The sequence below is a fragment of the Rhizobium sp. BK008 genome, assembly GCF_014197345.1.
GTDB classification, from domain to species: domain Bacteria; phylum Pseudomonadota; class Alphaproteobacteria; order Rhizobiales; family Rhizobiaceae; genus Rhizobium; species Rhizobium anhuiense.
Genome location: NZ_JACIFK010000002.1, coordinates 460181 through 486434, shown reverse-complemented (window position 1 = coordinate 486434; position 26254 = coordinate 460181). Strand labels below are relative to the sequence as shown.

The 26254-nt window shown below is 59.0% G+C and carries 24 protein-coding genes and 1 pseudogene; 7 read left to right on the top strand and 18 right to left on the bottom strand.

The annotated features are described in order from the left end of the window. Positions 1–180: 180 nt before the first annotated feature. Together FHT69_RS13725 and FHT69_RS13720 are read right to left on the bottom strand one after the other, a co-directional pair. Positions 181–1716, bottom strand: a complete 1536-nt coding sequence (locus FHT69_RS13725) for a sorbosone dehydrogenase family protein (RefSeq protein WP_183905469.1) — start codon at positions 1714–1716, stop codon at positions 181–183. Continuing rightward, positions 1716–2153 (bottom strand): DUF2231 domain-containing protein, encoded by a 438-nt coding sequence (locus FHT69_RS13720; RefSeq protein WP_183845627.1) that lies wholly within the window; start codon positions 2151–2153, stop codon positions 1716–1718. Before FHT69_RS13720 ends, FHT69_RS13725 begins: the two co-directional genes overlap by 1 nt. Before the next feature lie 610 nt (positions 2154–2763). Here FHT69_RS13720 and FHT69_RS13715 point away from each other — a divergent pair. Then, a complete protein-coding gene (locus FHT69_RS13715) occupies positions 2764–3825 on the top strand; it encodes a PAS domain-containing protein (protein ID WP_183905468.1) in 1062 nt (353 codons plus the stop codon). A gap of 418 nt (positions 3826–4243) precedes the next feature. Then, entirely contained in the window at positions 4244–6079 is a 1836-nt protein-coding gene (locus FHT69_RS13710; RefSeq protein ID WP_183905467.1) for a methyl-accepting chemotaxis protein, read from the top strand. A 479-nt stretch (positions 6080–6558) separates the two neighbouring features. Here FHT69_RS13710 and FHT69_RS13705 read toward each other — a convergent pair whose 3' ends face one another. Then, the gene (locus FHT69_RS13705) at positions 6559–7068 is read right to left on the bottom strand and encodes an Hsp20/alpha crystallin family protein (protein WP_028756365.1); all 510 of its coding nucleotides are present in this window, start codon (positions 7066–7068) and stop codon (positions 6559–6561) included. A 93-nt stretch (positions 7069–7161) separates the two neighbouring features. Next, positions 7162–7635, bottom strand: a complete 474-nt coding sequence (locus FHT69_RS13700) for an Hsp20 family protein (protein ID WP_028756366.1) — start codon at positions 7633–7635, stop codon at positions 7162–7164. Between the two features lie 217 nt (positions 7636–7852). Here FHT69_RS13700 and FHT69_RS13695 point away from each other — a divergent pair, with 217 nt between their 5' ends. Beyond that, the gene (locus FHT69_RS13695) at positions 7853–8077 is read left to right on the top strand and encodes a hypothetical protein (RefSeq protein WP_028756281.1); all 225 of its coding nucleotides are present in this window, start codon (positions 7853–7855) and stop codon (positions 8075–8077) included. Between the two features lie 40 nt (positions 8078–8117). On the opposite strand, the gene FHT69_RS13690 is transcribed toward FHT69_RS13695, so the two are convergent. The 8 genes from FHT69_RS13690 to FHT69_RS13655 all read right to left on the bottom strand — a co-directional run bounded on the left by FHT69_RS13690 (position 8118) and on the right by FHT69_RS13655 (position 17425). Then, on the bottom strand, positions 8118–10322 hold the full coding sequence (locus FHT69_RS13690) for an amylo-alpha-1,6-glucosidase (protein WP_183905466.1): 2205 nt from the start codon (positions 10320–10322) through the stop codon (positions 8118–8120). Between the two features lie 16 nt (positions 10323–10338). Further along, complete coding sequence (locus FHT69_RS13685) at positions 10339–11433, bottom strand: glycosyltransferase family 4 protein (RefSeq protein WP_097614858.1); 1095 nt, start codon at positions 11431–11433, stop codon at positions 10339–10341. Between the two features lie 87 nt (positions 11434–11520). Next, complete coding sequence (locus FHT69_RS13680) at positions 11521–11940, bottom strand: hypothetical protein (protein WP_028756278.1); 420 nt, start codon at positions 11938–11940, stop codon at positions 11521–11523. 50 nt (positions 11941–11990) lie between these two features. Then, complete coding sequence (locus FHT69_RS13675) at positions 11991–12236, bottom strand: hypothetical protein (RefSeq protein WP_028756277.1); 246 nt, start codon at positions 12234–12236, stop codon at positions 11991–11993. A 54-nt stretch (positions 12237–12290) separates the two neighbouring features. Then, complete coding sequence (gene groL / locus FHT69_RS13670) at positions 12291–13919, bottom strand: chaperonin GroEL (RefSeq protein ID WP_183905465.1); 1629 nt, start codon at positions 13917–13919, stop codon at positions 12291–12293. A gap of 57 nt (positions 13920–13976) precedes the next feature. Then, positions 13977–14291, bottom strand: a complete 315-nt coding sequence (gene groES / locus FHT69_RS13665; RefSeq protein ID WP_028757336.1) for a co-chaperone GroES — start codon at positions 14289–14291, stop codon at positions 13977–13979. Positions 14292–15121: 830 nt separating this feature from the next. Beyond that, positions 15122–16333, bottom strand: coding sequence for an MFS transporter (locus FHT69_RS13660; RefSeq protein WP_183905464.1), 1212 nt, complete (start codon positions 16331–16333; stop codon positions 15122–15124). A gap of 66 nt (positions 16334–16399) precedes the next feature. Beyond that, positions 16400–17425, bottom strand: a complete 1026-nt coding sequence (locus FHT69_RS13655; protein ID WP_028755970.1) for a sensor histidine kinase — start codon at positions 17423–17425, stop codon at positions 16400–16402. A 191-nt stretch (positions 17426–17616) separates the two neighbouring features. Between FHT69_RS13655 and FHT69_RS13650 the strand changes: the two genes are divergently transcribed. Continuing rightward, positions 17617–17928 (top strand): DUF982 domain-containing protein, encoded by a 312-nt coding sequence (locus FHT69_RS13650; protein WP_028757698.1) that lies wholly within the window; start codon positions 17617–17619, stop codon positions 17926–17928. 153 nt (positions 17929–18081) lie between these two features. Here the strand turns inward: FHT69_RS13650 and FHT69_RS13645 are convergent. Further along, positions 18082–18280, bottom strand: a pseudogene (locus tag FHT69_RS13645) (cold-shock protein). 170 nt (positions 18281–18450) lie between these two features. After that, a complete protein-coding gene (locus tag FHT69_RS13640) occupies positions 18451–19350 on the bottom strand; it encodes a DMT family transporter (RefSeq protein ID WP_246740159.1) in 900 nt (299 codons plus the stop codon). Positions 19351–19479: 129 nt separating this feature from the next. On the opposite strand from FHT69_RS13640, the gene FHT69_RS13635 reads away from it, so the two are divergent. After that, entirely contained in the window at positions 19480–20097 is a 618-nt protein-coding gene (locus tag FHT69_RS13635; RefSeq protein ID WP_028755980.1) for a CGNR zinc finger domain-containing protein, read from the top strand. A gap of 176 nt (positions 20098–20273) precedes the next feature. Here the strand turns inward: FHT69_RS13635 and FHT69_RS13630 are convergent, their stop codons facing one another. From FHT69_RS13630 to FHT69_RS13620, 3 genes are all read right to left on the bottom strand, one after another. Next, positions 20274–20534 carry a hypothetical protein gene (locus tag FHT69_RS13630; RefSeq protein ID WP_244604757.1) on the bottom strand — a complete coding sequence of 87 codons (261 nt, stop codon included), beginning with the start codon at positions 20532–20534 and terminating at the stop codon, positions 20274–20276. A 421-nt stretch (positions 20535–20955) separates the two neighbouring features. Then, positions 20956–21555: a general stress protein gene (locus FHT69_RS13625; RefSeq protein ID WP_028755979.1), complete on the bottom strand. Its 600-nt coding sequence runs from the start codon at positions 21553–21555 to the stop codon at positions 20956–20958. A gap of 16 nt (positions 21556–21571) precedes the next feature. Next, entirely contained in the window at positions 21572–21889 is a 318-nt protein-coding gene (locus FHT69_RS13620; RefSeq protein WP_028755978.1) for a PepSY domain-containing protein, read from the bottom strand. Between the two features lie 742 nt (positions 21890–22631). Here FHT69_RS13620 and FHT69_RS13615 point away from each other — a divergent pair. Then, positions 22632–23036 (top strand): response regulator, encoded by a 405-nt coding sequence (locus FHT69_RS13615; RefSeq protein WP_049810872.1) that lies wholly within the window; start codon positions 22632–22634, stop codon positions 23034–23036. Positions 23037–23125: 89 nt separating this feature from the next. On the opposite strand, the gene FHT69_RS13610 is transcribed toward FHT69_RS13615, so the two are convergent. Then, complete coding sequence (locus FHT69_RS13610; protein WP_028755977.1) at positions 23126–23353, bottom strand: hypothetical protein; 228 nt, start codon at positions 23351–23353, stop codon at positions 23126–23128. A gap of 250 nt (positions 23354–23603) precedes the next feature. Here FHT69_RS13610 and ligD point away from each other — a divergent pair, with 250 nt between their 5' ends. After that, complete coding sequence (ligD, locus tag FHT69_RS13605; protein WP_097596306.1) at positions 23604–26249, top strand: DNA ligase D; 2646 nt, start codon at positions 23604–23606, stop codon at positions 26247–26249. Positions 26250–26254: the final 5 nt, after the last annotated feature.

Sequence of the window (26254 nt, the reverse complement as noted above, 5' to 3'; positions counted from 1 at the left end):
ATCTCATTGCCGCGAACCATTCGCTTGTATGCGCCTTTGACCAAAATGCAGCGGCTAACGATCGGCGACGGAGACGCGCGCTGATATCAGCGCAGACGGTACTCCCGGAAAATTGCCTTGGTGTCGACGGTCCGTGCCACGAAACATGACAAGAAGAAATCGGAACCTAACGGCATCTCATTAGAGATCAGATGCCGGGGTAATCTGCATTTGCGCAGGCGGGGACGTGTCTGGCTGAAGGGCAAGTGCCTTTTGATCGGTCGAGCCCGTCCTTTCCATTCCGATGCTCGGAATCATATCGAAAGTCCTGCCCGCTTTTGCATCCGTCGAGACTTGCGAATTTGCCGAAACCTGGTCCGTGCCGATTGGCTGCGGCGTGATCTTGCCGTCGGACGAAGCAACGCGCCAAACCGTATTGCCGGCGTCATCGGCAATCAACAGCGCTCCCGTCCCGTCGATCCCCACTCCAACCGGCCGACCCCTCGCTTGGTCGCCCTGGATAAAGCCCGTGACGACGTCCTGCGCCTTGCCGGATGGCTTGCCGTTTTCGAATGGCACGTACACCACCTTGTAACCGTTGAAGCTGTCCCGGTTCCAACTGCCGTGCTCACCGATGAAGGCGCCGTTGGCGTAGGCGGCGGGCAACGCTGAATTCATCGAGAAGGTCAGTCCGAGGGCCGCGACATGGCTCGACAGCGCGTAATCCGGTGGGGTCGCCCCTTCGACCATGTCGGGACGCGGCGGATGTACACGCGCATCGACATGCTTGCCATAATAACTCCAAGGCCAGCCATAGAAACCGCCCTCCTTGACCGAAGTCATGTAGTCGGGAACGAGGTTCGGGCCGAGTTCGTCGCGCTCATTCACGACCGTCCAGAGCGTACCTGTCTCCGGGTTGAAGGAGAGGCCATTCGGATTGCGCAGTCCCGAGGCAAAAACACGCGCTGCGCCGGTGTGCCGGTCGACCTGCCAGATCGCTGCACGGCCCTTTTCCGCTTCCAGTCCGTTCTCCACGATGTTGGAATTCGAGCCCACCGAGACGTAAAGCATCTGCCCATCAGGGCTGAGCGCCAGATCCTTTGTCCAATGATGGTTGATCGGACCACCTGGCAGAGGCGTGACAATTCTCGCTTTGGCGGTGATTTCGTTCTGCCCGAGTTCATAGGGGTAGGCGAGAATGACAGCCGTCGAGGCGACATAGAGCGTGTTGTCCACCCAGGCCACACCGAACGGCGAATCGAGTTTCTTCAGCAGATCGTGTCGCTCGTCCACAGTGCCGTCGCGGTTCGTGTCACGCAGCAATGTGATGATGTTGCTTTCCTTCTGCTCGCCGCCACGGCCGCCGTGAGCGATAGCCATGATCCAGCCGCGGATGAAATCCTTCGGCCGTGAGGTCGGTTCGCCAGAGGGGCCGCGAGACTGGATCACCAGCACATCACCGTTCGGCAAGGTATGGACCGTTCGAGGATTAACGAGGTCCTTGGCATAAATCGCGACTTTCAAGCCGTCCGGAGTGGCCGGCGTCTCATTCTCCTTCCAGCCGACGATGTCCGCTACCTTCAGATCAGGCAGCAGGGAGGGGGCCGGATCTGGGAGGACAGGGTTCGGTCCGATCTGCTGGGAGATGTCGAAATTTCCGCTCTGCGCGTAAGCAACGAGCCCGACGCCTACAGACATCGATAAAACCGAGGCACCGAAAAGCCGAGACTTCATCATCATATCCTCCAGGCCAGTCTGGCGTATTTGCGCGCGCTAAAAACTACAGCCACCAAGCAAAACACAAAGGTGACGGCGGAAATCATCAGTCCGTACGGAACTACGGCCGTCCATCCATCGCCCCCATGCACAAGACTATTGGCAAAGCCTAGGCCCAATATGATCAAGTAGAGGAGGGCCGACAGGAGGGGCGCCCTCAGTGGGCGGGTGCGGGGACGCACCAGATCCATCAACCCGGCGAGGATCGCAAGCGAACCCAACAGCAGTCCGGCACACAGAAGCCATGCCGAGAAATTCTGCCACATCACGTTGCCGCTCTGCCAAAAGGCGATATCGGTCGCGAGTGCCAGCGTGAAGCAGACGAAGGGAAACGGGACAAAGAGCGACTGTATCGGATAGGCGGCCGCGTCTCGATCGCGCTCGGAAAGTATAGCCATGGATGCACCGTAGGATTGAGAGCTTGTCGAAGCCTACCAAACCGCGGCGACAGGAGATGGTTCCGTTACCACGGGCTGCAGCGATTGCTCGCCTGAAGCGGCAAGCCTTGAGTGGAAGGTCGGCCGGGGCAGGAAGCAAAGAAAGAATGCTCTGTTTCGACCGGCCGGTTTATCGCTCAGACTTGTTCGACGGAACGCGTGCCCGGTCGTAAGGGTTTGATCAGCGACTTGTCCGGGACGGTCGGATCGAGCCCATCGGTCCAGGCGCGATAATGCCCCGTCGCCCAGGCCGCGGAAATCAGCGAACGTTATCGCGAAATCCATCCTCCTGTTCGTCGAGATTCGTTGGAAGTCGGCTCCGGCCATCTCTTCATAAAGCATTCCGGCCGTTGAGCAGTTGCGTTGCGACTGACCAAATCCAAAGGGTGCCAGGAGACTCCACTGACGTGTGAAACCTGCTTGCAGCGATCACGGCCCTCCGGCGAAGGTCGTGACCGTGACACGTTGCCCGCCCCGTCTCAAGGAAGCCAGGTCATCCCAAACTGTCGCCACATGGGAAACAAAGGAATGCGAGCCGCGTTATTGTGCGACCTCTCTTAAGCGTAGAAGCATGACTAGTCATTCCACGAGAAAACTCCACGGCGATTTGCCCTCCGCAGCATCAAAGGTCGCCGCCGCCGATCGGAAAGAGCTGGCAGCGATCGCGTTCGAACGTACCAGAATGCCGATGGTGGTCGCTGACGCGCGGACGGCAGATGTGCCGATCGTGCTCGCAAACAAAGCATTCCTCGAACTGACAGGTTATGCTGCCGAGGAGGTTCTCGGACGCAATTGTCGTTTCCTGCAGGGTCCCGCTACGTCTCCCATTGCCGTTGCAGAAATTCGTGCCGGCATCGCCGGCGAGCACGAGGTGAATGTGGAGATCCTCAATTATAGGAAAAGCGGTGAGCAGTTCTGGAATCGCCTTCACCTAAGTCCCGTACATGGGGATGACGGACAGATCCTGTACTTCTTCGGGTCTCAAATCGACATAACGGAGTATCGGCGCATTGAAGCGCTCGAAGCCTCCGAGCACCGTCTGCTCAGGGAGGTCGATCACCGCACGAAGAATGTGCTGGCCATCGTCGACAGCATCGTCCGCCTCAGCAATGCCGAGGACCCGGCCCTTTATGCCGCCTCAATCCAACATCGCGTCCAAGCGCTCGCTCGTGCGCATGCGCTGCTTGCTGAGCGAAGGTGGACAAGCATTTCCGTTGAAGAACTCGTTCGCCAGCAGGTAACCCCATTCGCAGCAGCCCGCGCTTCTTTCAGCGGGCCGGATATCCGACTGCCGGCGCCGGTTGTTCAGCCGCTTGCGCTCGTGTTCCATGAACTCGCCGTAAACGCGGCTCGTCACGGTGCTCTTGCCGCTGCGCGGGGCACACTTTCAATCAGCTGGAAGCCCGGACCGTTGGGCACAGGCCTTACTATCCGATGGCAGGAGTTGGGCATCGGTATTGCACCCAAATCGGCAAAACGTGGTTTTGGAACCGTGATTGTGGGTGCGATGGTCGAAAAACAGCTTGAAGGGCGCATCAAGAAAAGCTGGGTTAATGAGGCCCTGCTTATCGACATTGAAATTCCGACCGATCGCTCCGCTTCGTATGACGCTCCCGTGGGCGATGTAAAATGATGCCATGATTCCGACAGCGGGATCGAATGTTGGCCCGCACAAGACGACCCCGAAGAGCCGTTCGTGCCTAAGCTTGAGTCGAACGTGATGCGATGCCACTCGCATCCTTGGGATTCTAGCCGATCCCGACTGAGCCGACTGCCTCCTGCGCCTGCCGCTGGTCAGGTGAAGCGGAACCAGCAGGCGACGCGATTGCTCCCGGGCGGCGCCAGGCGGCATTGTCACGATTCGCAACTGGCCCTGGGTGCAACCCCCTGATGGTACGCGCGGGCGGCTTTGCTATGTGTCGTTTGTAAGCAACGAGAATAATCCAGCCTTCGGCGATAGAAGTAAATAAAGTTAATTCTAAATTAGCCAATCGGCCGAATTCTTGCAGCTACGTGACCCGCGCGGTCGTCCTCAGGAGCTGGAGATCCGAATGAAGCGTCCGAATGTCAAGCAGGCCCTTATTGCGGTTTTATCCGTCATTTGTGCCTTCCTCGTTGTCCTGTCCTACAGCTCCCTCAGCACGATCTCGACCTTGAACGACAACACCCAGCAAATTGGTGGCTTCTGGATGAAGCGCCTGGTTACCGCGCGGGATATCAAGGGGAATTTCTCCGATTTGAAGCTTGCTTACGCGCGCTATCTGTTGGAGGCTTCACCAGAAAATCAAGCCGCTGAAGCTAAACTGGTCGACGACGCGAAGTCCGCTGTCCAGACCGCGATCGATGAATATGTGAAAGGCGTGCGTACCGAGCGGGGCCGGGAGCTGATCACCCAGGTCAACTCGGAACTCAAGAAATACGGCGAACTTGCTGAACATATGGCTAAACTACAGGACAGTGGAAAGGGCGCCGAGGCGGTCAGCCTTTTCCGCGAGAGTATGGAGCCGCAATCCGATTTGGTCGGCCAGAAGATTTCTGATCTCGTGGCCTTCATCTTGAGCCAGAGCGAGACCTATGTGGCGGCAAGTGGCGGCGCGGCACGCACGGCATTCATAATCACAGCAATAATTGCAACTCTTGCCGTTCTAGTCGCTTTAGCCGGAACGATATTCGCCGTACTCGGCGTCGCGAGCCCGATCCGCCGCATCGCCTCAGCCATGAAAATCTTGTCCGACGGGGATCTGCAAAGCGAGATCCCTTATGCCGGCCGCGCCGACGAGATTGGCGCAATGGCAGCAGCGGTCGAAGTCTTCCGACAGAACGCCATACATGTCCTCCACCTGGAGCAGGAAGCGTCGGCTTCGCGAAGCCAGTCGGAGGCCGCACGCGCGGCTGCACAGGAGCGCACCGAGCGTGAAGCGCAACAATTACGGTTTGCGACGACCACTCTAGGTGACGGACTGAGACGTCTTGCAGGCGGCGATGTCTCATTCCAGCTGGCGGAGCCCTTCGCTGAGGAATACGAGCAACTGCGGGAGGATTTCAACACGTCCCTCAAGCAACTCGGGACGGCAATCGGTGCTGTCCTGCAAACGGTGCACAGCATCGACAATGGAACGCGCGAAATCGCGTCCGGTGCGCAAGATCTTTCCAAGCGTACGGAGCAGCAGGCCGCGTCGTTGGAAGAGACGGCGGCAGCTCTCGATGAGATTACCACCAACGTTGCCACCGCGTCCAAACGAACCGACGAGGCCCGTAATGTCGCGCAGGAGGCTAATGTCAGTGCGGAACGTTCTGCTGCCGTCGTATCTCAAGCCGAACAGGCAATGAGGCGCATTGAGGACAGCTCGGAGCAAATATCCAATATCATCGGCGTGATCGACGAAATCGCTTTCCAGACAAACCTTCTGGCGCTGAATGCAGGCGTCGAGGCAGCCCGCGCCGGAGAAGCCGGTAAAGGCTTTGCCGTTGTCGCACAGGAGGTACGCGAACTCGCCCAGCGCGCAGCGACGGCGGCGAAGGAAATCAAGGGACTCATCGAAAAGTCATCAGTCGAAGTCGGCACGGGTGTGAAATTAGTCCTCGAAACGGGCCAGTCGCTTAAGTCTATCGGCGACCAAGTCTCTCAGATCAATCAGCTGATGGCAGCCATCGCAACGTCGGCGCGAGAGCAGTCCACGGGGCTCGCCGAAATCAACACCGCCGTCAATCAAATGGATCAGTCCACCCAGCAGAACGCGGCGATGGTCGAGCAATCGACCGCAGCGGCGGCGTCTTTGTCGAGTGAGGCGAGCAGACTGCGTGAACTCGTCAACCAATTTCATCTCGACAGCGCCGCCGGCCATGTGGCCGCGTTGAGAAGTAATGTCAGGATCAGGGCGGCATGATAATGGCCCGGCCGTTTCGTCGAGCGGCGGTTGCTGAGACTGTCCTCGCGCAGATCTTGGCCTCTTTTCGACTGCAACCTCTCCAGATCCGACGTGGAGGCCTCATTCGCCTCCATGCCGCTCGGCACAGCGGATGGCGGATTCGAGCGTGGGGAATGGGTGAGCGTGTCGGCACTTCCCGTATAGCCCATCAAAGGTTCGCTGAATGGCGCGCTGCGGCGGTCGAAAACAAGCCGCCAGCCCTTTCGGCTGTTCGGTCCCTAATGTCGTCACCGAGCGCGACGGTTTGAAAATCCTCGCAACGGTATTTTCGGGAAACAATGAGTGCGAGAAACAGGATAGCTCCACCGGTTGTCGCTTAAGACGCGCAAGCCGGAAGCCGTCGCTGTTCTCTCGTTATCTGTGTGTCTGCCAGTCTCCATCACTTGGCAAAGGATGCGCGGCGGGTGCAGATGGCCGCCGCCGCGCGTTCGTCTCGATCAACTCTTGATGGCGATGCGCTTGACCTGCGACTGCGCCTCCTCGGTCTTCGGCAAGGTGATCGTCAGTATTCCGTTCTTGAAGGTGGCGTCGACCTGGTCTTCCTTGACCTTGACACCGAACGGGATGCGGCGCTCGAAGCGGCCGTAGTAGCGCTCGGAAAACCGGCGATCCTTATCCTCGCTCTCGGAGTGCTTTTCGCCCTTCAGCGTCAGCACGCCATCATTGAGCAGGACCTCGATGTCCTTCTCCTCAAGACCGGGGACTTCGGCCGTCACCTTGATCTCCTTGTCGGTGTCGGAGATCTCGACGCTTGGCCATCCACCCCCGAGGGCGGAGGCGTTGCCGAAGGACGGCAGGCCGGAGCCAAAGCCGCGGAAGACATCATCGAACAGACGGTTCACCTCACGATGAAGCGACAGGAAGGGATCACGGTCGTCATCGCGCAAGAGACTTGAAACCTGGTTGCCATTGTTGCGGCCCCAGGGAATCAGATCACGAACACTCATGTTTCTTCTCCTTTCTGTTGGTTCGCTTGGCGAAACTTTGCTGCCGGCGCCGGACCAGGCCCGGCGCCTTGCTTGCGGTCTGCTGGGGAAGGCTTAAGCCGCCTGCTGCTTGCCCTCGATCTGCTTGGTCTCGGCCTTCGGCATCTGGCCGGTTCGGATCTCGATCTGGCGCGGCTTCATCTCTTCAGGGATTTCGCGCTTGAGATCGACGGTCAGCAGACCGTTGACGAAACCCGCACTCACGACCCTGACATGGTCGGCTAGTTCGAAGCGACGCTGGAACGAGCCGCTGGCGATGCCGCGGTGCAGATATTGGAGGTCATCGTCGCTCGCCTTCTGTCCCGAGACGATGAGCATGTTCTGCTCTTGAGTCATCGCCAGCTCGTCCTGTGAGAAGCCCGCCAGTGCCATGACAATGCGGTAATCATTCTCGCCAGCTTTGACGATATCGTAAGGCGGCCAACTGTCGCTCGTCTCGGCGCGGCTTGCAGCCTCGAGCGCGTTGAACATCCGGTCGAAGCCTATGCTCGATCGGAACAGGGGTGAGAAATCGAGGTTTGTCCTCATAGCCATATCCTCCTTATAAGCAACATGGATACAAGGAGACGCCAAGAGCAACGGCGTCTCCTGGACCTGTGTCAATCCCCATTGGGCAATCGACTAATATCGATATAATTCAGTGTCTTAGAATTTCAAGGGGAGTGGAATTTCTCGGTGGAAAAAATTGAAAATTTTCCGAGGCGCCACCATATCTGGGCCGAGCGGGAGAGAGGAGAAAGTTGCTATGATAATGACCGCAGACGACGTCATCGCCGTGCTTGGGCCTGCCGACGAAACGCTGGTGGCTGAAGTCATCGCGACAGGTGCGACCAAGACTGAACTTGCCGAGGCATTTGCGTGGGCCAACAACGACGAAGCCTTGATGGGCGAAGGTCGCCGTCTGCCGACAGGCAGGGTTGCCGCGCTCGTTGATCTGCTTTCCGCCGAGGAGGAAGAGCAGGATAGATGACATCACTGGCCGCTGCTCCGGGCGCGATCGACGCAACCGGTCATGCCGTCGCGAGCACGCGGATGTTGCCCTTGCGATCGATCACGTCCACAACGACATTGAGTCCGGAACGTCGAATGGCGATGTCTGCCGAACCATTGCCGATTAACAGGTGTCGCAACGTGACCTCATCGAGGAAGCTCGGAAGGCGCGGCTCGTTCAAGCTGATCTGCAAGGCGTTCGGATCGAACTCAAGACCGAGACACGACTGCAATAACGACAAAGGCGTTGCCGCCGCCCATGCCTGCGGCGAGCAGGCGACCGGATAGAAGGTCGGTCCCTGCGCGCGCCTGCGCGGCAGGCCGCAGAAAAGTTCGGGAAGCCGCCGCAATTCGATATAGGTCGAAGCGGCAAAGAGTCCCTCAAAGATCCGCGCGGCTTCCGCGCGATAGCCATAGCGAGCAAGCCCCCTGGCGATCAGGGCGTTGTCGTGCGGCCAGATCGAGCCGTTGTGATAGCTCATGGGATTGTAGAGCGCCTCTGTGGAGGCAATGGTGCGGATGCCCCAGCCACAGAAGGACGAGGCACTCATCAAAGTGAGGGTGAGCTGTCTGGCCCGTTCGGGATAGGCGATGCCGGTGAACAGGGCATGGCCGGCATTGGAGGAGCGGACCCTGCAGGGTCGCTTGTCGCCATCGAGCGCCAGCACGTAGGTGCCAAGTTCCTCGTCGAAGAAGCTCGTATCAAAGGTGCTACGCAGCCCCTCCGCACGCGCTAAGAAGCCGGCGGCCCGTTCCGGCCGGCCGAGGCGCTGAAAGATCTCGGCCGCCGCCTGCCACGCGCCATAGACGTAGGCCTGAACTTCGGCGATCGCGATCGGACCCTTGGCGAGCGTCCCGTCCGCGTGGAAAATGGAGTCGTGGCTGTCCTTCCATGCCTGGTTGACCAACCCTTCTTCCGTCTGTCGCCCATATTCGACGAAGCCGTCGCCGTCGCGATCGCCATGGTCATCAATCCATGTCAGTGCGGCTTCGATATGCGGCAGGAGACGGTCGATGGTCGCAAAATCACCGGTTCGCCCGAGATATTCACCGGCCAACATCACGAACAACGGCGTCGAATCGATGCTGCCGTAATAGCGGCGAAAAGGAACCTCGCCGAGCTCGGCCATTTCGCCACAGCGCACCTCGTGCAGGATCTTGCCGGGTTCCGCATCTGCGACTGGATCGATCTCCGTTGCCTGGTTGGTTGCCAAGTGGCCAAGGACTCCGCGTGCGATCTCCGGATCGAGCCAGAGCGTCTCCAGCGCCGTAATCAGAGCATCGCGCCCGAAGACTGTGCTGAACCAGGGAATCCCGGCGTAGGGATAGGGGCCTTCTGGCTTGTCGGTCATCAGCATGTAGAGATCGGAGATGCTGCGTTGGGCGACTTCGTTGAAGATTTCGTTCGACGTTGTGATCGAGGCGGCGCGCGACGAAGAGGCGCGCAGGGCTCTGCGCGAATCCCGCAGCGCAAGGAAGAACGAACGATGGCCGGGTTTTCGAGTCTCCTTCTGGTCACAGCCGATTTCTATGAACAGAGACCGGCTCTCGTGCGGCGCCAGCTGGAGATCATAAGTGACATGGCCGGTGGTGAGTTCGGTCGGCTTCGGATCGAAGGAAAGTTGCGTTGATCGATTTTGGTTGTCGAGGCCGATATAGGAGAGAAAGACACAATCCTGCTCAACGACAGGAGAAAGATGGCGCCCTCTTTTTGCCCTTACGGTTCCGCGAACTTCGAAGAGATCGGCGAAATCCGCTCCGAAAGTGATCTCGATACGAATGGGCCGCGGGCGGTCATCAAAATTCCTTATCGACAGTCGCTCGTAGCACTGAGCATTCCAGAGGAAGCGAGACCTGCGCAGGTGGATGACGTCGTGGCCGAGGACAAGCCGACCCTTGTCGTCGAAGAGGTCGGGATTGGTGAGGTCGCAGGTGAGCGTCGCGTTGTCATCGCGCAGTATCGACGACAGCAGCATTGGGGGCTTGCCGTTGATCGTCAGGCTGAGATGCGAGAGATATCGGGTATCGCGATGAAACAGGCCTTCCGGGCTGTCTGGTCCCGAAACTGCATCGCCATTGTGATCAAAGACGGCGAAAGTATCGCCGTGCTTTAGAGTGAGCGGCCGGCGCTCCTGCAGTGATGAGGTAGCCGGAATGAAAAATTTCTCGACCGTTGCCATCGGGCCGGACGATGCTGGCACTGGGCTGCTGTCTATAGAAGACATTGCTCCTCCTGAAATCTCAGACGACGAGCTGCAAGTCGAGCGGCTGCCCGTTCGACCGGCGAACTGGAGCGACTTTGGAACGGACGCCGGGTAGGCTACGGTAGAGGTCGAGGTAGTCGTACGCCATCCTTTCCGCGGTAAAGCGCTTCTCGAACGTGGCCCGCACCTTGTGGCGATCCATCCGAAGCGCCCATTCGACGTTCTCGGCCGCGTCGGTGACGCTGTCGACCAGAATTCCGGACACGCCGTTGTCGATCACCTCCGGCACCGAGCCGCAGCCGAAGGCGACGACCGGAGTGCCGCAGGCCATTGCCTCGATCATCACCAGTCCGAACGGCTCCGGCCAATCGATCGGGAAAAGCAAGGCTCCTGCATTTCCAAGGAAGGTTGCTTTCTGATGCTCATCGATCTCGCCGATGAACTCGACATTGGAATGACGTTTCATCATCGGCTCGATGACCGTTTCCCAGTAGGCCATGTCGGCATTGTCGATCTTGGCGGCGATCTTCAGCTGCATGCCGACTTTTGCCGCGATCTCTATTGCACGATCGGGTCGCTTTTCCGGCGAAATGCGGCCGAGAAACGCAAGGTAATCGCCCTTTGGCTTTTCCGTGAAAGGCAGCAGACCGGTGGGCAGACCGTGGTAAACCGTTCCCGCCCAATGGACCGGTGGCATAGGCCTACGTTGGTCATTGGAGATCGAAACGACCGGAACATCTGCGAAGGTCTGGTAGAAGGGCTTGAGATCCGGCAGATCCAGACGGCCGTGCAAGGTTGTCAGCGTGCGGTCGGCAAAATTTCGGATCAGCGGGAAATGCAACAGATCGATATGGAAATGCAGGACATCAAACTCATGCGCGCGGCAGCGAATTTCCTCCAGCATCACAATCTGATGCGGCAGTTGGTCCTTGACCGCCGGGTTAAGCCGCAGCGCAACGTCCGCGCAGGATACGAGCCGGGCGTCGGTGACGGAGTCGCCGCTGGCAAAAAGCGTGACGTCGTGGCCCTGCGAGACAAGTTCTTCGGTGAGATAGGATACAATCCGCTCCGTTCCCCCATAGAGCTTCGGCGGAACGCTTTCGGCGAGCGGCGCGATCTGAGCGATCTTCATCGGCAAAACCTCCTCAGTTGAGCAAAGAGTCGTCGGTAAAAATCTTCTCCGCGTCCGAAACAGGCACGCGGCGGTCAGGGGGAGCGGTTAGATCTCGAATGGTTGTCTGAGTCCTCGTTTCCAGTAGCTGCACAGACCGAAGCCGCCGGATCGGTGCGACAGCGATCTACGGCGGCGGCTTTGGCTGTCATTGACGGAAGCCGTCTGCTTTTGCGCTGACGTGTTTTGATCGTCACCATCGAGAGCCTTCAAGGTCGCAAGAACCTCATCATAGGAGACAATCCGTTCTGTCCCGGGATAGCGTCGCCAGGCTGGCATGGATTCGATTGCACATACGTCGGACGCCCAAGAGGCCAGAATAGCCCGCTTCTCGTCCTTGCTGATATTGTCCGCCAACAGCACGTGGCGGGGATGATCGAAATGCATGGCCGGGTGCAACAGATGCGCGGCGCTTATTGTTGCTGCGGCATGCTTGGCTGCAGAATTGCTATCAGTTTCCTTTCTCATGTTCTGACTCCACGGATATAGGACCAATGGACGTTGTCGACTCTCCCATGTCACGCGGCCTGGGTGGGTTGCTTTTCGAACAGTCCGCGCGCGGCCCGAACCATGGTCTTCAGGTGTTCGGGATTGCGAACGCCCTGCCGATAAAGCTCCACGACGATTGCCGCGATGCGTTCAGCTTCTTCAGAATTGCGAGGCAAGTCCGCCACAGTTCTGAGGTCATCGAAGACGTGTCGGCAGACTTCGAGGTCACGGGAATCAAGCGGCGCTTGCGACTTCTTGATGATCGTTTGAACCATTTGTTCCTCCATTGCTGGAGGCCCGCCCTTCAAGAGCAGGGCGGGCCGGCGGCCTTAGAAATCCATGCCGGCACCGGCGGGGATCGCCGGAGCGGCTTCCTTCTTGGGCTTTTCAGCGATCATAGCCTCCGTCGTCACCAGCAGGCCGGCAACCGAGGCTGCATCCTGAAGCGCGGTGCGAACGACCTTGGCCGGGTCGATGACGCCCTGCGCATAGAGATCGCCATAATCGCCAGTCTGAGCGTTCCAGCCGTAGGAGAACTCAGTCTTCTCACGCAGCTTGCCGACGATCACGGAGCCTTCCGCGCCGGCGTTTTCGGCGATCTGACGCACCGGGGCTTCGATTGCACGTCGCACGATTTCGATGCCGACGCGCTGGTCCTGGTTCGCGGTGGTGAGATTGTCGAGCGCCTTGACCGACCGCAGAAGGGCAACGCCACCGCCGGGCAGAATACCCTCTTCGACCGCTGCCCGGGTCGCATGCAGGGCGTCGTCGACCCGGTCCTTCTTTTCCTTCACTTCGACCTCCGTCGAGCCGCCGACGCGGATGACGGCAACGCCACCGGCGAGCTTGGCAAGGCGTTCCTGGAGCTTCTCGCGGTCGTAGTCCGAAGTGGTCTCTTCGATCTGGGCGCGGATTTGCGCGACCCGGCCATCGATTTCCGTTTTCGAGCCGACGCCGTCGATGATGGTCGTGTTCTCCTTTTCGATCGACACCTTCTTGGCACGGCCGAGCATGTTCAGCGTCACGTTTTCAAGCTTGATGCCGAGGTCTTCGGAGATGACGGTGCCGCCGGTCAGGATGGCGATGTCTTCGAGCATGGCCTTGCGGCGGTCGCCGAAGCCAGGCGCCTTGACGGCAGCGATCTTCAGGCCGCCACGCAGCTTGTTGACGACGAGCGTTGCAAGAGCTTCGCCTTCGACGTCTTCAGCGATGATGAGGAGCGGCTTGCCGGACTGGACGACGGCTTCGAGAACCGGCAGCATCGACTGCAGGTTCGACAGCTTCTTCTCGTGGATGAGAATATAGGGATCTTCGAGCTCGACGCGCATCTTATCTTGGTTGGTCACAAAATAAGGGCTCAAATAGCCGCGGTCGAACTGCATACCTTCGACGACTTCGAGTTCGGTTTCGGCGGTCTTGGCTTCTTCAACGGTGATGACGCCCTCGTTGCCAACCTTTTCCATGGCCTCGGCAAGATACCGACCGATCTCTTCGTCGCCATTGGCCGATATCGTGCCGACCTGGGCGATTTCCGAATTGTTGGAGATCTTGCGCGCGTTAGTCTTCAGTTCCTTGACCACGGCGTCAACGGCCAGGTCGATGCCGCGCTTCAGGTCCATCGGGTTCATGCCCGACGCCACCGCCTTGGCGCCTTCCTTGACGATTGCCTGAGCAAGCACGGTTGCGGTCGTGGTGCCGTCGCCGGCGAGATCGTTGGTCTTCGATGCCACCTCGCGCAGCATCTGGGCGCCCATATTTTCGAACTTGTCTTCGAGTTCGACTTCCTTGGCGACCGAAACGCCGTCCTTGGTGATGCGCGGTGCGCCGAAGGACTTGTCGATCACAACGTTGCGGCCCTTCGGGCCGAGGGTCACCTTCACTGCGTTGGCAAGCACATCGACCCCACGCAGCATGCGTTCACGAGCATCGGTGTTAAATTTAACGTCTTTTGCAGCCATTTCTCTAACTCCTCTAATAGGCAGCTATTTGACTGATAGATTGGTGGGGTGGACGGCTCAGGCGGCCTGCTTCTGCTCTGCCGGGGCTTCGATGACGCCCATGACATCGCTTTCTTTCATGATCAACAGGTCCTCGCCGTTGATCTTGATCTCTGTGCCGGACCATTTGCCGAACAGGATGCGATCGCCAGCCTTGACGTCAAGCACCTGGATCTGGCCGGCATCGTTGCGCGCGCCGGGGCCGACGGCGATGACCTCGCCTTCCTGAGGTTTTTCCTTGGCGGTATCGGGAATGATGATTCCGCCTTTGGTTTTCTCTTCAGACTCAACCCGGCGGACAAGAATGCGATCATGAAGCGGTCGGAACGACATGTTTTCCCTCCGATGGACAAACAATGATGACGTTGTTCCCCCGCCCGGACCGGATGACTAGTCCGGGCGGGTGCAAAACCTCACTCGAGCGTTTTGCGCAAAATGATCTGGTTTGTCGGTGTTTTGATTTCAAGAGGTCAAAACAAAGAAATTAGCACTCTTCATCGCCGGCTGCTAACACACTGGAAAAACACAACAACAACGCCTCCGGTATTCAAAAATCGGTGATGACCGCAAAATTTACAGAACCCTGCAGGTGTCGCGAAACCGAGATGAATCGGCATGATTGGCCTATGGCGACAGATCTTTTCGCTTCCCGGCGATAGAGCGGTCACGAGCCACGGCGTGGGGCATGTTGCGTCTGCTGACCGACAATACGAATAGTGTCGGCAAGCATTAGGATCGGGGAAGACGCCGATCAACGGCACCCCAAGCGTTCAGTGGAAGGTGGGCCCGCCAATTCGGCCCGAGAACACAGCTAAGATCAACGATTGACGAGCATTTTGACTGGTCGACAAGGCAAGATCAGAAGTGGCCATGCACCAGGTTAACACTGGGAGCTGATCCCCACCAAATATACGCAAAAATCGCCCCGCGGAGACGCGGGGCGCAATGGTGAGCGGACATGGAAAGGCGGACGTTAGCGAAAAATCGCAATCACATCCGCGCTCAAAACGCGACGCTCCAGAAAAAGTTCCAGCAGTGACTAAGTAATTTGAACTGAAATAAATTCCGCGCGACAGAGGGGCACGACCTGCCTTTGACGCTGGCTATGCTCGGATCGGCCGCAAATTGGCGCTCGACAGATCCACCTTTCGCTCGGCGACCGGTTAACGTTGGTTTGCGATGCTCCGCCAGGCTGGCCTCGCCAAATACGCTGTCAGGCCGATGGCGAGACAGCCTGCGGTACTGAACAAGATGATCTCAAACGTGGCGGAGGGTCCACCGGCACTTTGGGCGATCCATCCAAATACAGCCGAAGAGATCGCAACTCCGAAAAACACAAGGGTGTTGAGAAAGCCCAACAAAAGGCCTCGGTGCTTGGAAGGTGCGAGTTCCTGCGCTTCGGCCATAACCAGGGGATGGAGGTTGCCGATTGAATAAAGCAGGCAGATCAGAGCGACGGCGGCGACAATACTGGAGCCGGGTGAAACGGCCATGGCGAAAGCGGCGATCGTCGCCGCGGCCATCCCAGCCGTCACGATGCTTCGCGGTGACACTTTGGATACGAGCGCGGGAATAGCAAAGGACGTCGCTATGCCGACGGCGCTCACGATCGTCAGCGCGAAACCTGAGACACGCTGATCCGCGGAGAACACCCCGGACAGGTAAGGGGTCGCCCAAGCATTGCGAAAAGTCCCTCCGAGCGACAGGGTTAGGCATATTGGCAAGAGGTAGACTAAGCCCGCTGGCCTGCTCTCAGTCGCCTCTTCCGATTGTCCTTCTTGTGGCGTTGGTGCCATTTGAAAGGCGACGCCAACCGCGCAAAGCGCCATCGCTGACGCTGCAACAAGCATCGCCCCGCGCCACCCGAGGACTTCAGAAAGCCAAACCATAGGCGACGCCGATAGAAGGGCGCCGATGGTGCCAACAGCGCTGACGGCGGTGATCTTTCTCCGCGCGGCCACCCCGTCGCCAAGACTTCCGAACTGATAGACCACTCCCATGAAGATCGGCGCGCATCCCGCGCCCAGGACCGCCTGACCGGCAACAAGCTGTCCGGCCGTTCGTGCCATGGCGACCAACGCGGCCCCCATGGCGCCGACGATCATTAAAACAGTCATAGGCGTTCCTGCGCCGAAGCGGTCGAAGGCTGAGCCCAGTGGCATCTGCAGCAGCCCGAACGAAATGAAGAAGGCCGACGCCGCGTATCCATAGCGGCTGGGGTCGAGATCGATGTCGGCAGCGACCATCGGACCGACCACGCCGAAATAGCTGCGAAAGAACATGCTCATCAGAAAGGCAAGAGCGAGGACGAAGAACTGCTTCCTGTTGTTGTGCATCAAGCGTCCGCCGTTTGCGAGATCCAGAAGCAATGTCAATCGGTGCGAATGGTTCCGAACCGACGACGCCAAGCGCCCCTAACTCTTGCAGATCGTTCTCTCGAATTATTCCTCAGCGTCGGAATACGTTTTGAATTGCAGTTTCAGAAGCGATGCGTCCACCGACAGGACGAAACCTGTCGGCGCGTAGCCAACAGTGACATCGCCGAAGGCGGAGAGACTGGAGTTGATGAGTCGAAAGCCGAACCCCTTCTTATCCGGCGCTTCTACCGCAGGGCCACCGACCTCCCGCCAACGGAAGTCTAGGCGCTTGTCACCCGCCTCGTCGCGCACAGACCAATCGATTTCGACTATCCCGGTCTCTCCCGATAGCGCACCATACTTGTTGGCGTTGGTGACAAGTTCGTGCAGCACGAGGGAGAAGCAAAGAGCCGCCTGAGGACCCAATTCAACAGCAGGACCGCTTGCTTTGAACCGTTCCGACGTCTCTAGTCCGAGATTGATAGCCGTCGCCTCGACAATCGCCGTCAGGGTAGCGCCCAGCCAATTCCGCTGTAGCAAAATTTCGTGCGCTTTGGCATATGCATTGATCCGTGCCGAGATCGCCTGTTCCGCATCCTCTATAGAGCTCGCGTTTCGGAAGGATTGGCTGGTGATAGCCTGAATGACGGTGAGCGTATTCTTCATCCGGTGCGAGAGCTCGTGCATCAGAACGCGCTGTCGTTCCTCGTTCTCTCTCTGCTCTGTCTGATCTCTGAGAATCTTCACGAAGCCCTCGACTTCGCCGTCATCCGTCGTCAATGCCATCATCTGACCCGACGCCCAAAACAACGAGCCGTCCTTGCGAACGTGCCAGCGCTCGTCATTGCCATGACCTTCGGTCAAAGCGGCGGTCATTTCCCGTTGAAGAACCCCCGCCTGCCGGTCTTCCTCGGTAAAAATCACGGCCGCAGGCCGGCCGACCATCTCGGCCTCATCCCATCCGAGGATCCGTCGCGCGCCCTCATTCCAGGTGGTCACCAGCCCATCCAGATCTGTCGAGATGATCGCATATTCGATCGCACTTTGGAGAATGGCTTCGAGAAAGCGCTCTCGGGAGCGACTGGAGTTGGAAAAGAGTTTCATGATCATATGATGGCCCGATCCTTCCCAGGGCCCGCAAGAAAAAGGGCCTCATCCTGTTTCTAGGACGCCGCCTGACATTGGGGACGGCGCTGGCGTTTGCAATGGGCTACTCGACGGTTCTGACGGTCCTTGAATGATCGGCTATCCCTAACAATATCATTTCGACAGGACCATTGGTGGCATGAAAGGAGGAAAAAATGCCGCAGAACGATGTTCCATGGACCCAGCCGGTAAGAATCCGGCTGCAGTGCGGTTTGGAGCGCAGTTTCACAGGCGCATACGACGCCTTGGACTTTCTCGAAAACGAATGGCCGTTGCGTCACGGAGAGCGCCACGAGCGAGCAGTCAAGACGTGCCGTGGCGCCCTCAACGACACCACCGCCGGCATTATCGCGCGGGAGGCCTTCGTGGCCGCCTGCTTGGAAGCCGGCATGCCGTCCGTTCTTGTTCCTTGGAAGAGAAAGCCGACCGCGCATCCGGCCCGGCCTGCGCGCCTTGCTATCATCTAGGGGTATCAGTGACGACCTCGCCTCATCGGAGGCGAGGTCCGGCATAGCGCCTTCCCCGGCCGCGCTATCTTCGGCACGGTCGCGCCGGTCTATGACGACATCGTGGTGCTGGGCTCGCCTGTCTAAGCAGCCTGGCAAATCTACGACAGCCGATCAGAAGACCGAAACGTTCTCAGCCTTCGACTTTCCGGTCTTGCGGTCCTCCGACCTCGAAGCTGACCTTATCGCCTTCGCGCAGCGAACGGCCGCGTTGCAAGGCAGAGACGTGAACAAACACATCCTGTCCGCCGCCCTCAGGCGTGATGAAGCCGAAGCCCTTGTCGCAGCGCTCAGCCGGCACGTTTCCGAGCACATCCGGCCGATGCGCCTCCAGCTCGCGGAGGATGCGAACGATAAGGGCTCCACTATCCGCCCTGCCTCAAGAACAGGCGCCTGTTTGCCCCTGCTGGATTTTCGTTATCAGTGTCGTTGCCATCTCTGGTCTCCAACATTTGATACAACTGGAACTCAGTTCGATCTGATTCAGCTTTCGAGAGCGGCATGTTCGGTCGCCGGCGCTCCTGACATGGCGAGACAGGCGCCACTCAGCATTACGATGATGCCGATCACATCCATCACTGTTATCCGCTCCGCGAAGACAGCAGCGCCGAGGGCGACAGCGATGACCGGCGAAACGAAGGCATAGCTACCGGCGCGGGATGCGCCGATATCCCGCAGCAAGCGCATGAAGGTCGTGTAGCCGATTAGCGAGCCAAAGATCACAAGGAAGAACCAGCCAAGCCAGGCAATCATGCCCCAGTCGCCGGAGAGGGCGGAAACTGCCCCCGGTTCGAAAGCCAGGGCTACCATCAGCAGCACGAAGCCTCCGAACGAGGTCGTCACACCTGAAACGAACAAGGCCGGATAGGATCGGAGAAGTGGACGGGCCAACACCGAGCCGTAACCATAGGTGAAGGCCGCTGATGCAACCGCCAATCCCCCCCATAGGCTCGCGCCTGGGAAGGCTTCAGGCAGACTTACATAGGCGGAAGCCGGCCAGAACAGGACGACCAGTCCACAGACCCCCAGAGCGATCGCGAAGATCCGCCGGCCATCCAATGTCTCTTCGCCTAGCAGGAGAGCAAATACCAGGAGCGCGATCGGAGTGAGCGACATTTCCAGAACGGCGGCAGTCCCGGAATTGATATACTGCATGCCCCAGAACAATGGGCCGTAGCAGAGCGTAATCATCAGCATACTGGCGGCGGTAAAGCGAATGCCATCTCTCACCTTCAGCCCCGCTATGTTGCCATTCGCCCAAGCGTAGAGAAGAAGCAACATGCCGGCAGCGGTGAACCGCGTGCCGGCGAACACGAGCGGCGGCACGGCTTGGATGCCGGCCTTGGTTCCGATCCAGGTGCTTCCCCAGATTATGCATAACATCAGAAAGCGCAGATGATTTTTGTTGGCACCGCTGGGCATCGGGGCTCCGATCCGTGTAACGTGTAAAAATCATTTAGACCGTTACAACTCGCCCTTGCCCAAATCGTTCCCGGAAACGATATTCAAATTATGAACACGCTAAAGACGATCCATGACATCAGCCTTCTCGGCGGTCATCCAGCGCTCGACTTCGTCAACACGGTCGATAGTCGCGGTGAACGTTGGGGCCCGGATTTCCTGAATAGCTACGATGACCTCGTGGCCTGGGCCCGTCGTCTCGATCTGATCGACGACAAAGAACGCGATACCTTACTAGCTAAGGCCGGCGGGTCGCCGTCCGACGCGAAAAAGGAACTCGGAGAAGCTAAGGAGTTGCGGGAGGCTCTTAGCCGCCTGTTTCTGTCCGAATATGATGCAAGCCCGATCAGCCGGGACGATCTCGACCTCGTTGCCGGCATGGCCCGGCGTGCGCAACTGCAGCAATCACTGAGCTGCGTTGGAGGCAGGATCCAGTGGCGTCCGGCGGATGCCAAAGATTTGGATGCAATCAGTACTCGTATCGCCCAGTCAGCCGCCGAACTGCTGACGTCGCGACACGCACGCCGTCCTGTACGTGCGTGTCAAGGTCCAAATTGCGGCTGGCTCTTTCTGGATCAATCTCGTGGCGGCCTCAGACGATGGTGCTCGGACAAAACCTGCGGATCGCATGCTAGAGTGCGCAGGTTTCGGGCTATCCAAGCCAGTTGATCACCCAGGCTGACCGGCCAAATTCGTCTTCGTCTTCGTCTTCGTCTTCGTTAGCGCAAACGCGAAAGTGGGTTACATGCACCCGCTGACGGCGAAGATCGCCGCGGTATCCTAACCGTGGGCTCGTCAGGGCTTGAGCATCACAAGCTGCTCCCCGCTTCCAGCGTCCCAGATCGTCAGGTCGACGACAAAGTCCCCCTCTTCGCTATCAGGTCGAGCAAGGCTGCGGCCAGCCGTCCCGCGCAGATCGGGTTGGTCGCAAGGTCGAGTGTCTCATTGCTGGTCAGCGCCAACCGAAACGAAAGGTCACTGTCTTCTAGAGGAGAAAATGCAGTGACGCTGTCAGATTCAAGATACGCGTCCGCTTCACCATCGGCATAAGGCCGGCGACGTTCGAAGGCTCGATGAAATTCACTCTTTTGTTCGGCGGAGAGCATTGTGATCCATTCCTCTATCGCGATTATCGGCCAGGCGCCGCTCCGTCGTTGTCGACGGAAAAACACAAGCCCATGGCAAACACAAGCCAATGTCCGTCACGGGCAGTGGAAACGCCGTCTCTTCAAAACAAGCTCGCCGCGGCAGCTCTGAGGTCAGAGCAACGTGCTATGATTCAAAATTCAGGAGATCGCACGTTATCGGCGTTGCTGCTCCAAGGCGAAGCACGCGGAAGCAGCTCTTCGCGATTTCATTGCCAGCCATGGCATACCACCGCGGCCATCGATCCCCGCGGCGGAAACGCCATCTCATCAAGCGACGTGTGGCTTTTGCCGCTATCGCAAGATGGTGCTCGATAGGGGAGACGCCAGCTGCACTTCAACCCTCCTTGCGCAGCGCGAGGAGGGTTGAACTCGAAGCCGGTTAGATGGCGGTCCGCCGGTACCGGTCGCGCTCTTGCGCAATCTGTTCAGGGGCATATGGATCGAGCGTATCGTCAAACCGGGTCCATCCCTGCTCGTTATAGGCACGCCGACGTTCAACCGGGTCGACCCAGTTCGAACCCTGGAGAATGGCCTGCGCCTCGGAAGCGCGGGCGTCGTCGACCCGGGCCGTAACCAAGCTGCCACCACGGCGGACGCCTTCGGCATAAAGGTGGGCATCATCTTCCGAGACGCCGGAGTCGGTGAGGGCGCCGATTAGGCCACCAGCGGCACCACCAGCGACGGCGCCGGCAACAGCCCCGGCCGCAGTCGCGGCAAGCCAGCCTGCGGCAACCACCGGTCCGACACCGGGAATGGCCATCAGGCCCAGTCCGGTGAGCAGGCCGCCAGCGCCTCCGAGGGCAGCGCCAATGCCGGCACCGGTCGCGGCATCCTCTCCAACGTCGGAGTCGCGATCGATGCGGCCGGCCTTGTTGGAGACGATACTGATGTCGGTTGAGGGAACGCCTGCCGCTTCCAATTTGGTGACGGCGGAGCGAGCGTCAGAGTAGTCATCGAAAAGTCCGGTTACAGTTCTCATCATGCTTCTCCTTGGGTTACTTGGCGACGATGTTGCCTTGATAATCGAGGGCTATGGAGACGGCTTTGCCATCCTTCATGCCAGAGGCCATCCAGATCCCCTTGTCGTCGAGCTTGAGATCCTTGACGTCGGTGTAGCCGGCTTCCGCAATGCGATCCTTCGCCTGAGCTTCGGTAAAGCTGTTGGCACCCTCAACGGGCGCAGTCGGATTTTTGGTATCCGGGGTTGCAACTGCTGGTGTATTTCCATCCGGAGATGGAGCCGGCGGTGTTTGGGCGAAAGTTGCGACGACAGAGGCGCCAAAAATTGCCGCTGCCAACATGATCTTCTTCATATGGTGTTTCCTCCGTTTGCGGATCAGGCAGATCCATGCTCTCAAAACCGCCAGAGAAGATTTTTGTTCCTCGCCGCCGCAGGGAAGTATGCAATTGATTTTTTTAAATATACGGCGACGAGACCCCGAAATAATACTATCCCTCCCGGTGCCGCGGCAAAACGAGCGGACAATGAGGCGTGGAGCGAGCGACCTCCAATGAGCAATTCAAAAGCCTCACATAGGCGATGGGACTTTTAACTCCTAAAGTTGTGCTTTCCTTTGCACAGGAGATTAAGGCGAGACATTTTTTACCGGCCCAAAGAGTCTCGGCCCGGCCGAACCGCTGCCGATTTATTCGCCGAGGTCGCGGCGTGCCAACCGGACGTTACGGAGATGGTGAACGCACCGGTTTTTTCCGAATTCTCGGTGCGCGAGCGCCGTCAAACGCGGGGCCAAGCTCTCTACCCCGAGCAGCGGGCAATAAAAAAGGCCGGGGCGAAATCGCACCGACCTTTCCAACATCGCTCTTCACACCAGTGCCAGTACATCCGTGGTCAAAAGCAGATAAGCGACTTCGGCAGTCGCGAACACTCGCGTGGAGCACTCACCAGCAACGCCGATGATCCGTAGATAGCTTCGGGTTATGTTCAATTCAAGTCCCCCGGCAAAACGGGCGCATAAACCTGCCAACCATCAAATGGACGTCCGGGAACCAAATTGAAATGCGGAGGTTCGCGGTTATGATTCACGGTAATACGGCATGACGCATCCTCACGGAAGGCATGCAGTGCTCGTCGTCGAAGACGAGCCCCTGCTGATGATGATGGCGGTGGACGTTGTCGAAGCGGTCGGACTGGAAGCGCTCGAGGCGACGAACGCGGATGATGCGGTCCTCATCCTGGAACGCAGGAGCGATATCGCCATCGTCCTGACCGAGGTCGAGGTGCCGGGTACGATGGATGGCTTGGCGCTGGCCGCCTTGGTCCGCGAAAGATGGCCCCTGATCGAGATCGTCGTCGTGTCGGGGAGGGTGACGATCGGCAGGGAGGGCCTGCCCGAGCGTGGGGTGTTCTTCTCCAAACCATATGATGCCGACGAGCTCGCTTACACGCTTCGACGGCTGGCGACTTACCAGGTTTGCATCCCACGCGCCGAGCGAATTTAATGCACCGAGTTTCCGCAAGGCCGAGCGCGGCGAAGCCAATCATCCTGTTCCGGTGATCCTCCGAAGGGAAAACTTGTCGGATTGGTGGTTCACTCGGCGGCATGACGGAGGGGGTATCCGTCTGCGAGCTCTGCCGAAGCGATGATCTCGAAGTCCGCGGGCATGGCGTGCTGATCGGTTCCCACGAGCGCCAGCGTCCAGTAAGCAGGATCCTCCCCGAAAACCGTGGAGACCTGAACGATCGTTATTCGTCCGTCGAAGTGCTTCGAGGACTTCGCCCAGTAAAACGCATCCGGAACCAAACTTGCTGCAACCATGACGCCAACTCCCATGACAAGTGAACGATAGCAGAAATCCTGGAAATGAGAATGCCTCAGCTTGTCGAGGTCGTCATCGGGTGGATAACGGTCACCCGTGGGCTGGCCGGCTTCCCATTGGCGTCTATGAAGCATCCAGGATGGCCAGGCCGCTGAACTAGCCCTCGCCCTAAGGTGCGTTGAGGCAACGCCACGGAACTTCCAGCCACCTGCTGACATTTCATTGTCGGACCGCTTTTTGGGAACGACCATGGCCACGGACAAACTATCGACCTATCGGTCGAAGCGCGATTTTCAGAAAACCGCCGAACCGAGCGGTGAAAAGCGCCTCGCGCGCAGCAATCGTCGTCGCTTCGTCATCCAGAAACATGATGCTACCCGCCTGCATTACGACCTCAGGCTCGAGCTCGATGGCGTCTTCAAGTCGTGGGCCGTCACGAAGGGGCCGTCCCTCGATCCGCATGACAAGCGGCTGGCCGTCGAGGTCGAAGACCACCCGCTCGACTATGGTGATTTCGAAGGCACCATTCCGAAAGGCCAGTATGGCGGCGGCACGGTCATGCTCTGGGATCGGGGCTATTGGGAACCGGAAGGCAAGATGAGCCCGGAGCAGGCCCTGGCGAAAGGCGATTTCAAGTTTACGCTGGAGGGCAAACGGCTGCACGGCAGCTTCGTGCTGGTGCGCATGCGCAACGATCGCGACCGCGGCAAGCGGACAAACTGGCTGCTGATCAAACACCACGACGAGTTCTCCGTCGACGAGAACGGCGCGGCCATACTTGAGGAAAACCAGACATCAGTTGCCTCCGGACGTACGATGGAGATGATTGCCACGGGAAGGGGACGAAAACCCAAGCCTTTCATGGTCGAGGGCGGCGACGTTCAGGCCGATGCCGTCTGGGACAGCAATCAGGGACTGGCGGCCGAAGAGCGAAAAGAGGATGACAGGGCCGGGCGAAAATCGAAGACGGTCACAACGGTCGATCTGCCTGATTTCATTGCGCCGCAGCTTTGCCAAACCGTGGAGCGCCCGCCCCCCGGCACCGGCTGGATTCACGAGATTAAGTTCGACGGCTACAGGATCCAGATGCGGGTGCTGGATGGCGAGACGACGCTGAAGACCAGGAAAGGACTCGACTGGACCGGCAAGTATCCCGAGATTGCCCAGGCAGCGTCGGCCCTGCCGGACGCCATCATCGATGGCGAGATCTGCGCACTCGATGAAAGCGGCGCGCCGGATTTTGCAGCCCTGCAGGCGGCTCTCTCGGAAGGCAGGACCGGCGAGCTCGTCTATTTCGCATTCGATCTTCTCTATGAGGGTGGCGAAGATTTGCGATCCTTGCCACTCGTCGAGCGTAAGGAGCGGCTTCAAAGCCTTCTGTCCGACGCCGGCAGCGATCCGCGCATCCGTTTCGTCGAGCATTTCGAAACGGGCGGTGATGCGGTCCTTCGGTCTGCCTGCAAACTGTCACTGGAAGGCATCGTCTCGAAACAGGCGGATGCACCCTATCAATCCGGCCGCACCGAAAGCTGGGCAAAGTCGAAATGCCGCGCTGGCCACGAAGTCGTGATCGGCGCCTATGCCAAGACCAACGGTAAATTCCGATCTCTGCTGGTCGGCGTCTACCGGGGCGACCACTTCGTTTATGTCGGCCGCGTCGGCACCGGATATGGTGCGAAGAAGGTGGAAACGCTGCTTCCGAAGCTGGAGGCGCTCGAGACGGTGAAATCGCCTTTCACCGGCATCGGCGCGCCGAAAAAGGAGGCCGAGGTCAAGTGGCTGAAGCCGGAGCTCGTGGCGGAAATTGAATTCGCAGGCTGGACGGCCGACGGTATTGTCCGGCAGGCGGCGTTCAAGGGGCTGCGCACAGACAAGCCGGCCAAGGAGGTCAAGGCCGAACGGCCGGCGAAACCCGCGCAGACGGACGTGCCGCAGCCGGCGGCGGAGACGAAGGCCAGGCCGGTCAGGCGAAAGGGCGCCAAGGCGGAGGTCATGGACGTGCTGATCTCCAACCCTGACAAGCCGCTGTGGCCGGATGCCAATGACGGCAAACCCGTCACCAAGGAGGAGCTGGCCCGTTACTACGAAGCGGTCGGTTCCTGGCTGATCGAGCACATCAAGGGACGTCCATGTTCCATCATCCGGACACCCGACGGGGTCGGCGGCGAGCAGTTCTTCCAGCGCCACGCTATGCCCGGCACCTCCAACCTGCTCGAACTGGTCAAAGTCTTCGGCGACAAAAAGCCCTATCTGCAGATCGACCGGGTCGAGGGTCTGGCTGCCGTCGCGCAGATCGGCGCCGTCGAACTGCATCCCTGGAATTGCGAGCCGCATAAGCCTGAGGTGCCGGGACGACTGGTCTTCGACCTCGATCCAGGTCCGGGTGTGCCCTTCTCCGAGGTCGTTTCCGCAGCCCGCGAAATGCGCGACCGTCTCGACGAACTGGGCCTGATAAGCTTCTGCAAGACAACCGGCGGCAAGGGCCTGCACGTCGTCACCCCGCTTGCCGTCGACAAGAGCGAGCCGCTTTCTTGGGCGCAAGCGAAGGGCTTCGCGCATGACGTCTGCCAACAGATGGCGCGCGACAATCCGCAACTCTATCTGATCAAGATGACGAAGAGCCTGAGGAACGGCCGCATCTTCCTCGACTATCTTCGCAACGACCGAATGGCAACCGCGGTGGCGCCGTTGTCGCCGCGGGCTCGACCGGGCGCCACTGTCTCGATGCCGTTGAGCTGGACGCAGGTCAAATCCGGCCTCGACCCCAAGCGCTTTACCATCCGCACTGTTCCGGCGCTTCTGTCGAAATCGTCGGCTTGGGAGGACTATTGCGACGGCCAGCGGCCGCTGGAGCAGGCGATGAAGCGCCTCGCAAAGGCCCGGGTGGCGGCTTGATTGAG

Excerpts from the sequence above, each read along its gene's own strand:
- FHT69_RS13725 (WP_183905469.1), bottom strand. The coding sequence starts at position 1,716 with ATGATGAAGTCTCGGCTTTTCGGTGCCTCGGTTTTATCGATGTCTGTA.
- FHT69_RS13720 (WP_183845627.1), bottom strand. The coding sequence starts at position 2,153 with ATGGCTATACTTTCCGAGCGCGATCGAGACGCGGCCGCCTATCCGATA.
- FHT69_RS13715 (WP_183905468.1), top strand. The coding sequence starts at position 2,764 with ATGACTAGTCATTCCACGAGAAAACTCCACGGCGATTTGCCCTCCGCA.
- FHT69_RS13710 (WP_183905467.1), top strand. The coding sequence starts at position 4,244 with ATGAAGCGTCCGAATGTCAAGCAGGCCCTTATTGCGGTTTTATCCGTC.
- FHT69_RS13705 (WP_028756365.1), bottom strand. The coding sequence starts at position 7,068 with ATGAGTGTTCGTGATCTGATTCCCTGGGGCCGCAACAATGGCAACCAG.
- FHT69_RS13700 (WP_028756366.1), bottom strand. The coding sequence starts at position 7,635 with ATGAGGACAAACCTCGATTTCTCACCCCTGTTCCGATCGAGCATAGGC.
- FHT69_RS13695 (WP_028756281.1), top strand. The coding sequence starts at position 7,853 with ATGATAATGACCGCAGACGACGTCATCGCCGTGCTTGGGCCTGCCGAC.
- FHT69_RS13690 (WP_183905466.1), bottom strand. The coding sequence starts at position 10,322 with ATGTCTTCTATAGACAGCAGCCCAGTGCCAGCATCGTCCGGCCCGATG.
- FHT69_RS13685 (WP_097614858.1), bottom strand. The coding sequence starts at position 11,433 with ATGAAGATCGCTCAGATCGCGCCGCTCGCCGAAAGCGTTCCGCCGAAG.
- FHT69_RS13680 (WP_028756278.1), bottom strand. The coding sequence starts at position 11,940 with ATGAGAAAGGAAACTGATAGCAATTCTGCAGCCAAGCATGCCGCAGCA.
- FHT69_RS13675 (WP_028756277.1), bottom strand. The coding sequence starts at position 12,236 with ATGGTTCAAACGATCATCAAGAAGTCGCAAGCGCCGCTTGATTCCCGT.
- groL (WP_183905465.1), bottom strand. The coding sequence starts at position 13,919 with ATGGCTGCAAAAGACGTTAAATTTAACACCGATGCTCGTGAACGCATG.
- groES (WP_028757336.1), bottom strand. The coding sequence starts at position 14,291 with ATGTCGTTCCGACCGCTTCATGATCGCATTCTTGTCCGCCGGGTTGAG.
- FHT69_RS13655 (WP_028755970.1), bottom strand. The coding sequence starts at position 17,425 with ATGATCATGAAACTCTTTTCCAACTCCAGTCGCTCCCGAGAGCGCTTT.
- FHT69_RS13650 (WP_028757698.1), top strand. The coding sequence starts at position 17,617 with ATGCCGCAGAACGATGTTCCATGGACCCAGCCGGTAAGAATCCGGCTG.
- FHT69_RS13640 (WP_246740159.1), bottom strand. The coding sequence starts at position 19,350 with ATGTTATGCATAATCTGGGGAAGCACCTGGATCGGAACCAAGGCCGGC.
- FHT69_RS13635 (WP_028755980.1), top strand. The coding sequence starts at position 19,480 with ATGAACACGCTAAAGACGATCCATGACATCAGCCTTCTCGGCGGTCAT.
- FHT69_RS13630 (WP_244604757.1), bottom strand. The coding sequence starts at position 20,534 with ATGCTCTCCGCCGAACAAAAGAGTGAATTTCATCGAGCCTTCGAACGT.
- FHT69_RS13625 (WP_028755979.1), bottom strand. The coding sequence starts at position 21,555 with ATGAGAACTGTAACCGGACTTTTCGATGACTACTCTGACGCTCGCTCC.
- FHT69_RS13620 (WP_028755978.1), bottom strand. The coding sequence starts at position 21,889 with ATGAAGAAGATCATGTTGGCAGCGGCAATTTTTGGCGCCTCTGTCGTC.
- FHT69_RS13615 (WP_049810872.1), top strand. The coding sequence starts at position 22,632 with ATGACGCATCCTCACGGAAGGCATGCAGTGCTCGTCGTCGAAGACGAG.
- FHT69_RS13610 (WP_028755977.1), bottom strand. The coding sequence starts at position 23,353 with ATGGTTGCAGCAAGTTTGGTTCCGGATGCGTTTTACTGGGCGAAGTCC.
- ligD (WP_097596306.1), top strand. The coding sequence starts at position 23,604 with ATGGCCACGGACAAACTATCGACCTATCGGTCGAAGCGCGATTTTCAG.